A 15077-nucleotide genomic window follows, 5' to 3' on the forward strand; every position below is an offset into this window, starting at 1 on the left:
TCCCGAAACCGGACCACGACACCGTCTGCCGCGCGGCGCTTGCAAAAGCGTTCCAGCGGCGCGCGGCAGACGGTACCAGGGACGGATTAAACTTCGACTTGGGTCCCCAATTCCACCACGCGATTGGGCGGAATGTCGAAAAATGTCGTTGCGGACAAGGCCGTGGCCGACAGGGCGATGAAGACCTGCTCCTGCCAGCGGGTGAGGTCGGAGCGGGAGGACGGCACCAGGGTTTCGCGCCCCAGGAAGAACGAGGTCTCCGCCAAATCGATGGCCAGGCCCAGCGGTCGGCACTCGGCTAGGGCGCGCGGCACGTTGGGCTGCTCCATGAAGCCGAAATGGGCGGTGACGGAGAAGAAGCCCTTGCCCAGCTTTTCCATCGACACGCGGCGTTCCCGCGTCACCCACGGCACCTCTTCCGTCAGCACCCGCATCAGCACCACGCGCTCATGCAGCACCTTGTTGTGCTTCAGGTTGTGCAGCAGGGCGTGGGGCACCTTGTCGACGCTGCCGGTCATGAACACGGCGGTCCCGGCCACGCGCACCGGCGTGCGGTCCGCCCGTTCCAGGAACAGCGACATGGGCAGGGCGTCGCGATAGATGCGGTCGTACAGCACCTTGCGCCCCAGCCGCCAGGTGGAGACCAGCATGAACACCGCCAGTCCCACCGTCAGGGGTAGCCAGCCGCCCTGGGGGATCTTCAGGCAGTTGGCGGTCAGGAAGCTGAAGTCGATGAACAGGAAGAAGCCGAAGACCACAGCGGCGCGCGGCCGACTCCACCCCCACACGTCGCGGGCGGTGAACAGGGCCATGATGGTGGTGATGGCCATGCTGCCGGTCACCGCCAGGCCATAGGCGTCGGTCAGCTTGGCGGAGCTGCCGAAGGCAATGACCAGCGCCACCACGGCGACCATCAGGGCCCAGTTGATGCGGGGCACATAGACCTGGCCGATCTCGCTTTCCGAGGTGTGGCGGATTTCCATGCGGGGCATGTAGCCCAGCTGCACCGCCTGGCGGGTCAGCGAGAACACGCCGGAGATGACGGCCTGGCTGGCGATGACCGAGGCCGCCGTGGACAGCACCACCAGGGGCAGCAGCAGGAATTCCGGCACCAGCAGGAAGAAGGGGTTGTCGATGGCCTCGGGCTTGCTGAGCAGCAGGGCGCCCTGGCCGAAATAGTTCAGCACCAGCGAGGGGAAAACCAGGCCCACCCAGGCGTGCCGGATGGGCCGGCGGCCGAAGTGGCCCATGTCGGCGTAGAGCGCCTCACCACCGGTGAAGGACAGGACGGCGGCACCCAGGATGTAGAACACCGACCAGCCGTGGTTGAAGGCCAGGTCCAGGGCGTAGCGCGGATCCAACGCCTTCAGCACGTGGGGCACGTGGACGATGTGCACCAGGCCCATGACACCCAGGCAGAAGAACCAGAAGGTCATTACCGGGCCGAACAGTCGGCCCACGGTGTTGGTGCCACCGCTCTGGATCAGGAACAGGCCCACGACGATGATGCCGGTGATGGGCACCACCCAGTGCTGTACGTCGGGGGCGGATATCTCCAGCCCTTCCACGGCCGACAGCACGGTCACGGCGGGGGTGATCATGCCGTCGCCGTAGAACAGCGCCAGGCCCAGCATGGCCAGCACGGTCATGAGCCGGCGTTGCGAGCGCGACCGGTCCTTGCCGCTGAGCGCCAGGGTGGAGAGGGAAAGGATGCCGCCCTCGCCCTTGTTGTCGGCGCGCAGGATCAGCACGACGTACTTCAGCGTCACCACGAGGACCAGCGACCACACCACCATCGACAGGAAGCCGAAGATGTTGGCCTCGTTCAGCGGCATGCCCGTGATGGCCGGGTCGAACGCCGTGTGCATGGTGTAGAGGGGGCTGGTGCCGATGTCGCCGTAGACGACACCCAAAGCCCCGAGGGTCAGGGCCCAGTGGCGGCGACCGGCGTCGTGCTGGTCGCTAGAGTGGCTGGATTGCATCGGTGGGGATCGGCGTGGACTGCGTTAGGATGGCGTGTTCTGGGACCGGTCGGGGCACATGGCTAAAAGAGGTAGGTATCCGATAGCAACGAAACGACAGTTGAAACACGACATCGGTGGCAAAGCGGCCGGATCGACCACGCCACCACCCTGGGACGGATTAAGACCGCAGTCAACCATGACATCGCAGGTGCAGCATCGGGCGGGTCCGTCCGGCGCTTGAAAAAACGACATTTCGCGCCGCTTGGGCTATGGTGGCGCAAGCCCTGCAACCCCCGCTGAACAAACGGTTTTTCGCCCGTGCCGCCCCATCGCCGACTGGCCCGCCTACACCAACGCCGCATCACCGTCGACGGCCGCCCCTTCGCCACCCTGAAGGGGGTGCCAGCCTTGCGCTGGCAGGACCCCTACCACTTCCTGCTCAGCATCTCCTGGGGCGGATTCTTCGGCCTGGCGCTGGCCATCTACCTGATCGCCAACCTGATTTTCGCCGGCCTTTACCTGATGGAGCCGGGCGGCGTCACCAACGCCCGCATCGGGTCCTTCACCGACGCCTTCTTCTTCAGCGTGCAGACGCTGGGCACCATGGGCTATGGCGTCATGGCGCCCAACACCGTCTACGCCAACAGCGTGGCGGCGGCCGAGTCCTTCACCGGCATGCTGGGCGTGGCCCAGATCACCGGCCTGATCTTCGCCCGCTTCTCCCGTCCCAAGGCGCTGATCCTGTTCAGCCGCAACATCCTGTTCACCCAGCATGACGGGCACCCGGTGCTGATGCTGCGGGCGGGCAACACGCGCGGCAATCAGATCCTGGAGGCCGAGGCCAGCGTGTCGTTCAGCACCATGCGCATCACGGAAGAAGGCACCATGATGCGCGGGTTCGAGGAGTTGAAGCTGGTGCGGGCCAGGTCGCCCCTGTTCGCCCTGTCCTGGACCATCGTCCACCGCATCGATGAGAGCAGCCCGCTGTACGGCCAGACGGAATGGACCCTGCGGCAAAGCCACGCGACCTTCATCGTCCTGCTAAGCGGCACGGACGAAAACTATTCGCAGAAGGTCTACAGCCGCAAAACCTACGAGGCCGGCGACGTCCTGTGGGGCCAGCGCTTCGTCGACATCATCAAGGTGCACGATGATGGCCACCGCCTGCTGGATTTCGGCCGCTTCCATGATACCGAGCCGCAGCGGTTGCCCAAGCCGCGGCCGGACGCCGGGGCCGATGAACCCGGCGGGAACGCGTAAACCGGCCATTAACAACTGGCCGATATACATAGACCGGAAGGCGTAAAGGCCGGGGCGGAATCCCTTCGCCCCGGACCGCCGCAACCCTCCCCCGCTGGAGTATCCGGTGCCCCGGCAACCGATCGTGACCCTGGCCCATTTCCTCACCAGCGGCGACGACATGCGCCCGCTGCTGACGCCGGCCGGACACAGCCATGCCGTCGCCCGGGAACGCCATGGCCTGATCATCGGCCGGGTGCGCATGCTGGCGCTGCTGCTGGCGGCCCTGACCGTGGCCTGGGTGGGGGTGGATGCCATGAGTTTCCGCTGGCCCGCCTGGGGCGCCCTGGCCGCCGACCGGCTGGTCAGCGCCGGCTGCTTCCTGACCTTGGCCTGCCACCCCCGCTGGCGCCGGGGCCGCCTGGGCATCGCCCCAGCGCTGGGCCTGCTGGTGGGCGTCAGCCTGGCCTTCTACCTGACCGCGCAGCTCATGCTGGGTGTGTTGGGTGCCAGTGCCCTGGGCTTTTTAGGCGAAGGCGCCGCCAACACCGCCTACAACGACCTGCCCTACATCACGGCCGCCGGCCTGGCCCTGTTTCCCCTGACAGCGCTGGAAACCGGCCTGGCTGGCCTGGCCATCCTGGGCGCCACCGCCCTGTCCATGACGGTCTGGCCCGAGATCCTGCAGGGCGAGCCCTTGGCAAGCGCCCTGTGGCACGTGCTGGTCACCACCGGCATCGCCGGGATCGCCGGCATTTGCCAGCTGCGCCTGCTGATCACCCTGACGGACCAAGCCAGCCGCGATGGCCTGACCCAGGCACTGACCCGGCAGGCGGGGGCCGAGCTGCTGGCCGTGCGCTTCGCCAACGCCGAACGCCTGACCCAGCCGCTGACGCTGGCCTTCTTCGACCTGGACCAGTTCAAGGACGTCAACGACCGCTACGGCCACGAGGCCGGTGACACCGTCCTGCGCGAGGCGGCCCGCCGCATCCGCGCCAGTGTGCGTGACAGCGACACACTGGTGCGCTGGGGCGGGGAAGAGTTCCTGCTGATCCTGCCGGCGACCACCCTTGCCGACGCCCTGCCCATCATCGACCGCCTGGCGGACGGCGGCCTGGGCCTACGCCCCAACGGCACCCCACAGACGGCCAGCATCGGACTGGCGGAGCGGATGTCCGATGGCAGCCGCGACTGGAATGACCTGGTGGCCATGTCGGACGTGCGCATGTACGCCGCCAAGCGCGCCGGCCGCAATCGTTACACCGCCGTCGCCGGCTGCCTCATCCCCTTCATCCGTCCCGGCCTGGCCGGCGCGGCTTAGTTCGGGTTCCGTCACGCGCCGGGTGCCGCCGCTTTTACTGGGCTGCCCTCTTACTGGGCAGCAACCGGGCACGTGTCGCCGGGCCCCCCATCCAGATCGAGGCAGCGGCCATCGACATCACCGGCCGCCAGCTTGAAGCCCACCAGAGCCGCCAGGGTCGGCATGATGTCGACCGTCTCGACGGACAGCGGCTGCTCGAAGCCGGTGATGCCCTTGCGCCAGAACAGGATGGGCACGCGCCGGTCATAGTCCCAGGGGCTGCCGTGGGTGGCGATGTAGCTGGCCGGCTTGGACGGGATGGCGGTGATGCGCGGCTTCAGGAAGACGACCAGATCGCCGGACCGGCTGGGGTCGAACGAGGCCCGCGCGCGGTCCAGCAGGCTCCACGTGTCGGGCGCACCGGTGGGCGCCGGCGCGCCCGCCACCTCCGCCGCGGTATAGACGGCGGCCACCTGCGGGTCGGCCCGGTACAGGGCCAGCGTTTCGTTCAGCACCTTGGTCCGCCAGGCGCCGGCGACCGTCGGGCCCACCCAGACGTCGCCGTTGCCGCCGCCGAACAGCAGTTCCGCACCGTCCACGCCCAGGGGCGCCACCTTCTTGCCCAGGTTCTCGGACACCAGGCCGTCGTCCACGCGCGCCGCCATCGGCATGCCGCGCAGGCGCTCACGCTCGGGGATATCATTGCCGCCGTGGTCGGCCGACAGGGCCAGGACATAGTCCACCCCGGTGGCGTCCAGGGCGGCGACCAGCTTGCCCAGCGTGCGGTCCAGGTTGGCCACCTGGATGCACATCTCGGATCCTTCGGTGCCGTAGCTGTGGCCGATATAGTCGGTCGCCGAGGCGCCCACGGTCAGCACGTCCACGGACTTGCCGTGGCCCAGCTTCATGTCCTTGATCAGGCGGACGGCGAGGTCGATGATGGCGGCGTCGAACGCGGGGGATGCCCGCCACTGCGCCTCCGCCTTGGGGCCAGGCTGCCTGGCGAAGCGACCGTTGCCGACCGTCAGGACGTCATCCTTCCTCTCCACCGCCACCGGCATGTCGATGGCCTTGCACCATTCCGGCTCGGCATATTCCTTGGCGGGCTTGGCGATCTCGGCCATGGCGGCCTCGTTCACGGCGGTCACGGCCGCCGGCGCGGTGCGGCCTTCGTAGGAAATGAAGCCCTGCCCATCCTTCCAGAACCACAGCTCGTCCACGGCGTGGCCGCCCATCATGATGGCGGCGCGGTCCTTGCCGGCGACGGAAACGGTACGCACCTCCGGGTCGGCCGCCTTCATCCGCTCGCCCAGCGTCGGCACCTTCAGGTGCACGTCGGAGGGAACATAGGCCTTGTAGCTGCCCTTGCTCTCATCCTCGGCACAATAGATCTTGCCCGGCCGGGGGCCTTTGAAGCTGTACCAGTCGTTGGCGATGATACCGGTGCGGGCCGGGTGGTCGCCGGTCATCAGCGTGGAATGGCCGGGGCAGGTTTCCGTCGCCGCATGGCTTTGATAGCCGTTGGGGAACACCGCCCCCTCCGTCAGCCGGCGCAGGCCGCCGGTGAAATGGCTGCGGTATTGCTGAAACAGGTCGGTGGAGAACTGGTCGACCGAGACCAGCACGATCAGCTTGGGGGCCGGCGCCTCGGCATCCGCCGCCACGGCGGGCGTGGCCATCAGGGATGCCACGGCGCACAGCTGCGCCATCAGGGGCGCCACCATCCTGGAATACCAACGCGTCATCATACCCCCCTTCACCCCTTGCGATCGGCGGGCACCGGCGCCCGGCCCCCATGCGACCGGGCGCCGCAGGGCCCGCACCCTTGTTTTCCATCGGCCGCCGGATCGCAACAGATGTCTGGCGTTGTCGTTGAAATGTCATGTGTTTCGGCCGGCTTGCCGCCACGGGGCGCGTGACTTAAGGTGGAAATGCTGGGATGGCGTCATCTTGGGGGATGCATGACGGCGTTGGAAGTGCGGGGGCTGGCCAAGGCGTTCAGCCGGCCGGCGGTGCGGGGCCTGGATCTGACCATCGCGCCCGGCGAGTTCTACGGCCTGCTGGGCCCCAACGGCGCGGGCAAGACCACAACGCTGCGCATGATCGTGGGCCTGCTGCGGCCGGACGCCGGCAGCGTCCGCGTTTTCGGCGTCGATGCCCTGGCCGATCCCATCGCGGCGAAGCGCCAGGTGGCCTGGCTGCCGGATGAGCCGCTGATCTACGACAAGCTGACACCGCTGGAGTTCCTGGAGTTCGTGGCCGGCCTGTGGGGTGTCCCCGCGGCCGATGCCAGCGCGCGGGCGGAGGAACTGCTGCACCGCCTGGACCTGTGGGATCATAGGGCGGAGCGGTGCGAAGGTTTCTCGCGGGGCATGAAGCAAAAGGCGGCCCTGGCCGGTGCCCTGATCCACGACCCGCGCCTGCTGATCCTGGATGAGCCGCTGACCGGCTTGGACGCGGCCATCGCCCGCGAGGTGAAGGACATCCTGGTGGAACGGGTGCGGGCGGGTGCGACGATCATCCTGACCACCCACATCCTGGACGTGGCCGAGCGGCTGGTAAGCCGCATCGGCATCATCCAGGACGGCCGGCTGCTGGCCGAGGGCACGCTGGCGGAATTGCGCGGCCGGGTGGGCCGTGACGACAGCACCCTGGAGGATGTGTTCCTGGACCTGGTGGCAGCCCCGGCCAACACCGAGCGGGAACCGGCATGACCGCCGCTACACTGCGCCCGGGGACCTTGGCGTGGCTGCTGCGGCATGAGCTGCGCCTGGCCGCGCGGGCCATCAAACTGTCATCCCCCGGCGTCTGGATCACCCTGCTGGCCATGGTGATCCTGTTCCACGTCCTGGGCGCCTTCATGGCCATAGGCGCCGCACAAGGGGGAGGCGCCGACATGCAGCCGGCGATCAGCGCCATGGTGGCGGCGCTGGCCTGCTGCTTCATGATGGGCACGGCCATCTACCGCGCCATGGACACGATCTATGCCCGGGGGGACTACGACCTGCTGCTGTCATCCCCCTTGTCGCCCGCCGTCATCCTGCCGGCCCGTGCCTTGGCGGTGATGGCCGGGACCCTGCTGTTTCCCGCTGCCCTGATCCTGCCCATCGCCAACATGGGCGCCATCTTCGGCCATCCCAACTGGTTGGCCGCCTACGTGGCCCTGCCCGCCCTGGCCCTGGCCGTGACGGGCGTCGCCCTGTTGGTGGCACTGCTGCTGGTGCGCTGGGTGGGGGTGCGGCGCGCCCGCGTCGTGGGCCAGGGCATCGCCGCCTTCACCGGCATGCTCATGGGCCTGGCGGGGCAGATCCCCCGGCTGCTGGGCCCGCATATCGACTGGATGGCGCGCACCGACGGGCTGAGGCACGGGCCGCTGGCGGCCTTCGTTCTGCTGCCGGGCCACGCGCTGCTGGGCGACCCGCTATCCCTGGCCGTCCTGGTCATCGCTTGCGTCAGCATCTTCGCCGGCGTCACCGCGCGCTGGGGTGCCACCTTCATCGCCACCGCCTCCGCCGCGGCCGGCGCCACGACGGCCGCAACCAAGGCACCGACCAAGGCCCACCAGTTCCAGGACCGTCTGGGCCCCCTGCTGCGCCGCAAGGAATGGCGGCTGATGCGCCGCCACCCTCAGCTGCCCCTGCTGCTGTTCCAGCAGATGAGCGGCGCCATCATCCTAGTCATTTCCATGCAGGACCAGTGGCGGACCGACCCGTTGACCCTGGCCGCCCTGGTGGTGCCCTTGGCCGCCCTGACGGCCGGCACCCTGGCCAAGCTGGCCCTGGCCGACGGGGCCGCCGACCTGATCAACGCCGCTCCGGTTCCGGCCAAGCGCCTGCGCCAGGCCAAGGTGGAAGCCGCCGGCCTGCCGCCCCTCGCGGTGGTGGCCCTGGTAGCCGCCCTGGCCGGCGGCATCAGCCTGTGGGGCACGCTGACCATCCTCAGCTGCGGCATCGCCGCCACCTTCTGCGCCGTGGTGGCCAGCCTGTGGGTGCAACCGGTCAGCGGAAGCGCGGTGGACCAGGTGCTGAAGCCGCGCAAGGGCGCCACCGGCAAGCTGGTGGGCCGCACCCTGCTGGAAATGATGATGAGCTACGGCTGGATGGGCGCCACCGTCCTGATGCTGCACCACAACCCCTTCGCCCTGCTGGTGGCGGGCGGGCTGCTGGGCCTGGTCGCCATCCTGCGGGCGCCTTTATAAGTTGCTTCAGGCGCTGGCGGGGCATCCGCCCCTTAGCTATCCTCAGTTTCCAGTCCGCTGCGCTCCCCGGAAACTTCCGGCGGACGCGGTCGCGCCCTAAGGTCACTTTCCGCCGCAGAGCGCATTCACTCGGCCGCGGCCAGCGTCGCGGTGTTGCGGCGGCGGTTGATGAACAGCACCATGATCGCGGTCAGCACGCAGGCCAGGCCCGCGACCTGGAAGGCCGGGAAGTAGCTGCCCCATTCGGTGCGGATGATACCGGTGCCATAGGCCGCCAGGGCAGCACCCATCTGATGGCCCGCCCCCACCCAGCCGAAGATCACGGGCGCGTCGCGACGGCCGAAGCGGTCGGTGACCAGGCGTACGGTGGGTGGCACCGTGGCGATCCAGTCCAGGCCATAGAACGCGGCGAAGATAGAAAGGCCATAGAGGCTGAAGCCCGACAGGGGCAGGTAAAACAAGGAAAGGCCGCGCAGACCGTAATACCAGAACAGCAGCTTGCGGCTATCCACCCGGTCAGACAGCCAGCCGGACCCGGTGGTGCCCACCAGGTCGAACAGGCCCATGAGCGCCAGCAGGCTGGCGGCCGCCACCTCGGGGATGCCCTGGTCGAAACAGGCGGAGATGAGGTGGGTGCCGATCAGGCCGTTGGTCGAAAGGCCGCAAACGAAGAAGCTGCCGAACAACAGCCAGAAATCCACCGATTTCGACGCCCGGCCCAGCGTGGTGAAGGCGATGACGATAGGGTTGCCGCTACCTTGCGGCAATTCATCCTCCAGCGTCCCCCCCAGGGGCGCCAGGCCCACCGCGCGCGGGCTGTCGGGCAGCAGCAGGCCCACCAGGGGCGCCAGCACAAGGGCGGCGGCGCCCACCGTCAGACCCACCGCCTGCCAGCCGAAATGGGTGGCCAGGGCGGCCATGCCCGGCAGGAACACCAGTTGGCCGGTGGCCGAGCTGGCCGTCAGCAGGCCCATGACCAAGCCGCGCTGCTTGATGAACCAGCGGTTCACCACCGTGGCCGCCAGGGTCATGGAGGTGAGGCCCGTGCCCAGGCCCACCAGCAGACCCCAGGACAGCATCATCTGCCAGGGCTGGGTCATCAGGGTACTGGTGATGGTCGTCACCGCCAGCAGGCCCAGGCCTGTCAGGATCGTGCGCCGGACGCCGACAGCCTGCATCAGGGCGGCCGCGAATGGGCCCATGAAGCCATAGAGGAAGATGTTCAGCGATACCGCCGCCGCGATGGTGGCGCGGTCCCAGCCCAGCGCCTGTTCCAAGGGCACGAACAGCACGCCCGGGGCCGCCCGCACCCCCGCGCCCACCAATAGCGTGGTGAAAGCCAGGGCGGCCGCCACCCACCCGTAATGCATGCGCCCCTCCACCTGCCGGGCCAAGTGCCGGGCCAATGGGGGCGCGGAGCCAAAGGAATTTTTGGGGGCGGTCACATCGGTCATGGCGGCGCTTATCCGATCGGGGTACAGGGCGGCCTCTATAATACGGGCAATTACCCGTATTTCAAGAAGCCTTGAAACCCAGAGCCTTCCGGGTGTCATATGGCTGTCATGGCGCTGTCATAGGCGGCTGGACGAAGGCTTAACACGCCACTGCCCTTCGTCTAGCACTATCCTATTTTGTTGAAGACTTCGGCCTATGAGGGGCGTAAGCTTTTGAAACGCGGCATGACCGCATCAAGGCGCCGATTGTCGCCCGATGATGGATGCGTCAATAAAAGAAAATATACGCTGGCGCCCATCTTGTTGCGCTGGCGGTCAACGGGATGGAACTACTGCCAGAACCGGACCATCGTCTAAGACACTCAAGGCGATCTCGCCTTTATCCCTTGAACAGATAGCTGGAGGGAACTATGGCCACTGACAATTTCGTCGAAAGCCTGCGCCAGAAGCATGCCAGTCTGGAAGACCGTATCCACAGCGAGCTGGCACGCCCCTATCATGACAGCGCCCTCGTGCAGCGCATGAAATTCGAAAAGCTCAGGCTGAAAGAGAAGATCGACGAACACACGCGGCACTGATCCGCCGCGGGCCACTGGCCATGTAGGGCCGCCGTCCACCTGAACCGGGTGCCGGGGTCCTGAAAAAATCAAAGACCGGGTGGGGCGTCCCGTCCGGTCTTTTTTTATGCCGATTTCAACGCGCGACAGGGGGCTATTTCCTGTAAAGCCCCTGGTATTCCTGGCGCAGCAGGTTTTTCTGCACCTTGCCCATGGTGTTGCGCGGCAGGTCGTCCACGAACAGCACGCGCTTGGGCTGCTTGAACTTGGCCAGGCGGCCGTCCAGGGCGGCCAGCACGGCGGCCTCATCCACGGTCGCGCCCTTCTGGCGCACCACCACAGCGGTCACGCCCTCGCCGAAATCCGGATGCGGCACGCCGATGACGGCGCTTTCCACTACGCCGGGCAGGCCGTCGATCTCCGTCTCGATCTCCTTGGGGTAGACGTTGTAGCCGCCGGAGATGACCAGGTCCTTGCCCCGACCGACGATGTGGACATAGCCCCGGACGTCGATCGTGCCGAGGTCGCCGGTGATGAAGAAGCCGTCGGGGCGGAATTCGGCCGCCGTCTTCTCCGGCATCTGCCAATAGCCTTTGAAGACGTTGGGGCCGCGCACCTCGATCATGCCGATCTCCCCCTGCGGAACGGCGGCGCCCGTCTCCGGATCCACCACGCGCAGCGCCACGCCCGGCAGGGGGAAGCCCACGGTACCGGCCACCCGGTCGCCGTCATAGGGGTTGGAGGTGTTCATGTTGGTCTCGGTCATGCCGTACCGTTCCAGGATCGCCAGGCCGGTGCGGGCCCGCCAGCTGTCATGGGTTTCGGCCAGCAGCGGGGCAGAGCCGGAGATGAACAGCCGCATGTGGGCCGTCGCCTCCTTGGTCAGGCCCGGATGCTGCAGCAGGCGGACGTAGAAAGTGGGCACACCCATCATGGTGGTGGCGCGCGGCAACTGGCGCATGACCTCGTCGGCATCGAACTTGGCGAGGAAGATCATGGTGCCGCCGGCCAGCAGCAGGGTGTTGGTGGCCACGAACAGGCCATGGGTGTGGAAGATGGGCAGGGCATGCAGCAGCACATCGCGGCCCGTGAATTGCCAATAGTCCACCAGGGTCAGGGCGTTGGAGGCCAGGTTGTCATGGCTGAGCATGGCGCCCTTGGACCGGCCGGTGGTGCCTGAAGTGTAGAGGATGGCGGCCAGGTCATCGGCGCCACGGTCGATGTCCGCGAAGGTGCTGGACTGCTCCAGCGCCGCCGCCAGCAGGGTGCCGGCATCGGCCGCCCCCTGGCCCCCCAGCGTTTCCACGGCGGCCACGCCCTTGGCGTGGGCCAGTTCCGTCATAGGGCCCGCCTTGGCGGGATCGCATACCACCAGATGGGGCGTGGCGTCGCCGATGAAATAGTCCAGTTCCGCCAGGGTGTAACCGGTGTTCAGCGGCAGGTAGATGGCGCCCGCCCGCACGCAGGCGAGATAGAGCATGATGGCTTCAGCGCTTTTCTCCACCTGCACCGCCACACGGTCACCCGGCTTCACCCCCCGCGCCACCAGAAGGTTGGCCATACGGGCCGAGAGCGCCGTCATTTCGCCGTAGGTCAGTATCCGCTCAGGCTGGCCCCTGGTTTCCGGAATGATGATGAACGGGGTCTCCCGTGCCGGCATGCGGCTCAGGATCAGGGAAAAGAGATGGTTGGCCATGGCGGTCACACTCCGGCGTCTTCTTGGGGCGTTGTTATTATTGGGGCTTAAACAACAGGCGGCTGGGCGGTATCGGTGGCGGGGCGGGCGCGCTTGGATACCCCGGCCCTGTCAGACTTGGGCGGCTTGGGTTCGTCCGTGCCGCTTTCGGCCTTCAGGAGACGGCGGACGGCCGCCGCGGCCACCACCTCGCCCTTGTCGGCGTAGCGCTCGTGATTGGTTTCGATGTCGTCCAGCTTATAGAGGTAATTGACCATCAGGCCATGCGATTGGCTCAGGCCCTTGGGCGACAAATCGCCCAGGAAGTTCAGACGTTCCAACCGGGCGCCATTGCCCAGGTGGAAGCGGGCGACCGGGTCCACCGGCTTGTTGCCACGGGACTTGGCCTTCAGGAAATAATGCGCCGCCGCCTGCAGCAGCACGGGCGACACCGTGGCGGCGGTGCCCGGATCGCGCTGCCAATCCGGCTGGTCCAGCGCCGCCAGGATGGCCTTGTCCGCCGGCGCCAGCACGGCGGATGCCTCGTCTCCACGCTCCCGCGCCAGCCATTTGGCGAAGGCCGGCACGGGCGACAGCGTGACGAAGGTACGCAGGTTGGGCAGTTCTGCCCGCAAATCCTCCACCACCTGCTTGATCAGGAAGTTGCCGAAGGAAACGCCGCGCAGCCCCTCCTGGCAGTTGGAGATGGAATAGAACACGGCGGTGGTCGCGTCTTCCTCCGCCATGGGCGCGCGGCCCTCCGCCAGCAGGACGTCGATGCTGGCCGGGATGTCCGGCGCCAATGCGACCTCCACGAAGATCAGCGGGTCGTCGGGCAATTGGGGATGAAAGAAGGCGAAGCAGCGCCGGTCGGCCGGCGCCAGGCGGCGGCGCAGATCGTCCCAGTCGCGAATGGTGTGCACCGCCTCATACCGGATGATCTTTTCCAGGATATTGGCCGGCGTGGTCCAGTCGATGTGGCGCAGCACCAGGAAACCGCGGTTGAACCAGCTGGCCAGCAGATGGCTGAAGTCGGCGTCCACCGCCTCCAGCGCCTGCTTTTCCACCCCCTGCGCGTCGGCCATGACCCGGAACAGGGCCTCGCGCATGCGCACCACCGCCTCGGTTCCGCCGGGGGCCAGGTTCAGGCGGCGGAACAGCTCCTGCCGCCGCGCCTCGGCCGCGTTGTGCAGGGTCAGCGCCGTCCCGGCGCCCGGCACCGCGCGATAGGCATCAATGGCTTTGTCCAGCTTGATCGGGTCGGGACCGAAACGATAGGCCAAATCCAGCAGGAAGGCCCGCTGGCCTGCGGTGTCGAGCCGCGCCCACTGGTCCAGGATCTGGCCCGCCAGCGCCACGCCCGAGGCCTCACCCCGGCCGGACAGCAGGGTGTCGCACAGGGTGGGCAGGTCGCGCTTGGGCTGCCCCTTGGCGGACAGCGGCATCAGCTTGGCCGCGTCCTCCAGCAAATCCTCCACCATGGGGCCGTGACGGCGCACCAGGGCGCGGCCGCGATCGGCGATGGTCGTCAACATGGACCGGAAGAAGGTGCTGCTGCTCATGGGCTGGACCTCATGGCCTTGCAAACTGGAATGGACGAACCGGAGCGGGCGGAGCGCATATTGAGATGGCGGCGAACGGTCACCGCACAATGGTAGGCCGGCCAAGCGTGCCCGCCAAGGCCGGCGGGGGGCTGGACACAGCCTGCGGTGTCGACATATTGGACACGAAGTCGGACAGGCCGTCGCCCTGGATGCCGATGTGGCGGCGCATCAGGCTTTCCGCCCGATCGGGGTCGCCCTCCAGCAAGGCGCGCACCACGTCGTCATGCTCCTGCACCGACTTCGCAACACGCCCCAGTTGGTGCAACTGGTTGCGGCGGTAGGGGGACAGGCGGTTGCGCACCCGCCGCGTCTCCTCCTCCAGCTGACGGTTGTGGCTGCCGGCGTAGATCACCTCATGAAAGCGGGTGTTCATGGCGTAGTAGACGTCGGGGTCGCCGGCCGCCGCCAGGCGCTGGCATTCGCCATGGACGGCCATGAGATCCGCCCGTTCCGCCGGCGTCATGCGGCGGGCCGCCAGGCGGGCGCACAGGCCTTCCAGCACCACCATGATCTCGAACAGCTCCAGCACCTGGCGCACGTCCAGACCGACCACCACGGCGCCCTGCCGCGGGCGTATTTCCACGAAACCCTGGGCCGCCAGCATTTTCAACGCCTCCCGCACCGGGGTGCGCGAGGTGCCGAAACGCTGGGCCAGAACCTGTTCGTCCAGCCGCATCCCCGGCAGGGCGCGGCCGGCGCAGATGTCGTCTTCCAGCGCGCGGGCCAATTGCTCGGAACGGGTTTCGGGAAGGGCCATGGGTCACCTCATCCGGGGCGGGGCAGGCGTTATCGGCGGCCGGCGGGCACCCGTCCCCTTGCCTGATTTTACGCATACACCAGTCATCTTCATGCATGCAAGACGGACAATCTTGCGTTTCAGAGATTGACGCCCCCGAGCCGCTCTGACATGCTTCCACCACCCAAGCATCTGCAAATAAAGACATATTTCGCCATTGCAGCATTTACTGAGCAATTGCGGAAGCCGGGAGAATCAGCGCGTCGAAGTTGGCGCCCAAGTGCTTGAGCGGGCCGTCGCACATGGCCCCGCCTTTACCCGTTCCCTTGTCAGAACCGACGCTTCAGGCC

11 protein-coding genes are annotated in these 15077 nt (G+C 67.4%); 5 read left to right on the forward strand and 6 right to left on the reverse strand.

The features are described from left to right. Positions 1–86: 86 nt before the first annotated feature. Positions 87–1982 (reverse strand): potassium transporter Kup, encoded by a 1896-nt coding sequence (locus P5F91_RS04815; protein WP_277906680.1) that lies wholly within the window; start codon positions 1980–1982, stop codon positions 87–89. Between the two features lie 300 nt (positions 1983–2282). Between P5F91_RS04815 and P5F91_RS04820 the strand changes: the two genes are divergently transcribed. Together P5F91_RS04820 and P5F91_RS04825 are read left to right on the forward strand one after the other, a co-directional pair. After that, positions 2283–3224 carry an ion channel gene (locus P5F91_RS04820; protein WP_277906681.1) on the forward strand — a complete coding sequence of 314 codons (942 nt, stop codon included), beginning with the start codon at positions 2283–2285 and terminating at the stop codon, positions 3222–3224. A gap of 106 nt (positions 3225–3330) precedes the next feature. Next, complete coding sequence (locus P5F91_RS04825; RefSeq protein WP_277906682.1) at positions 3331–4524, forward strand: GGDEF domain-containing protein; 1194 nt, start codon at positions 3331–3333, stop codon at positions 4522–4524. 50 nt (positions 4525–4574) lie between these two features. Here P5F91_RS04825 and P5F91_RS04830 read toward each other — a convergent pair whose 3' ends face one another. Then, positions 4575–6251, reverse strand: coding sequence for an alkaline phosphatase family protein (locus P5F91_RS04830; RefSeq protein ID WP_211107021.1), 1677 nt, complete (start codon positions 6249–6251; stop codon positions 4575–4577). Between the two features lie 213 nt (positions 6252–6464). Here P5F91_RS04830 and P5F91_RS04835 point away from each other — a divergent pair, with 213 nt between their 5' ends. Both P5F91_RS04835 and P5F91_RS04840 read left to right on the forward strand, forming a co-directional pair. Next, positions 6465–7217, forward strand: coding sequence for an ABC transporter ATP-binding protein (locus P5F91_RS04835; protein WP_145612367.1), 753 nt, complete (start codon positions 6465–6467; stop codon positions 7215–7217). Then, positions 7214–8701, forward strand: a complete 1488-nt coding sequence (locus P5F91_RS04840; RefSeq protein WP_145612368.1) for a hypothetical protein — start codon at positions 7214–7216, stop codon at positions 8699–8701. The genes P5F91_RS04835 and P5F91_RS04840 overlap by 4 nt, the downstream gene beginning before the upstream one ends. A 125-nt stretch (positions 8702–8826) precedes the next feature. Here P5F91_RS04840 and P5F91_RS04845 read toward each other — a convergent pair whose 3' ends face one another. Next, the gene (locus P5F91_RS04845; protein ID WP_145612369.1) at positions 8827–10155 is read right to left on the reverse strand and encodes an MFS transporter; all 1329 of its coding nucleotides are present in this window, start codon (positions 10153–10155) and stop codon (positions 8827–8829) included. A 410-nt stretch (positions 10156–10565) separates the two neighbouring features. Between P5F91_RS04845 and P5F91_RS04850 the strand changes: the two genes are divergently transcribed. Next, entirely contained in the window at positions 10566–10733 is a 168-nt protein-coding gene (locus P5F91_RS04850) for a YdcH family protein (protein ID WP_081486311.1), read from the forward strand. Positions 10734–10866: 133 nt separating this feature from the next. Here the strand turns inward: P5F91_RS04850 and P5F91_RS04855 are convergent, their stop codons facing one another. The 3 genes from P5F91_RS04855 to P5F91_RS04865 form a co-directional block, all read right to left on the reverse strand. Continuing rightward, on the reverse strand, positions 10867–12408 hold the full coding sequence (locus P5F91_RS04855; protein WP_145612370.1) for a malonate--CoA ligase: 1542 nt from the start codon (positions 12406–12408) through the stop codon (positions 10867–10869). 47 nt (positions 12409–12455) lie between these two features. Further along, complete coding sequence (locus tag P5F91_RS04860; RefSeq protein ID WP_145612371.1) at positions 12456–13949, reverse strand: malonyl-CoA decarboxylase; 1494 nt, start codon at positions 13947–13949, stop codon at positions 12456–12458. A 79-nt stretch (positions 13950–14028) separates the two neighbouring features. Then, positions 14029–14748, reverse strand: a complete 720-nt coding sequence (locus P5F91_RS04865) for a GntR family transcriptional regulator (protein WP_277906683.1) — start codon at positions 14746–14748, stop codon at positions 14029–14031. Between the last annotated feature and the right edge of the window lie 329 nt (positions 14749–15077).

It is taken from the genome of Nitrospirillum amazonense, from assembly GCF_029594735.1.
Lineage (GTDB): Bacteria > Pseudomonadota > Alphaproteobacteria > Azospirillales > Azospirillaceae > Nitrospirillum > Nitrospirillum amazonense.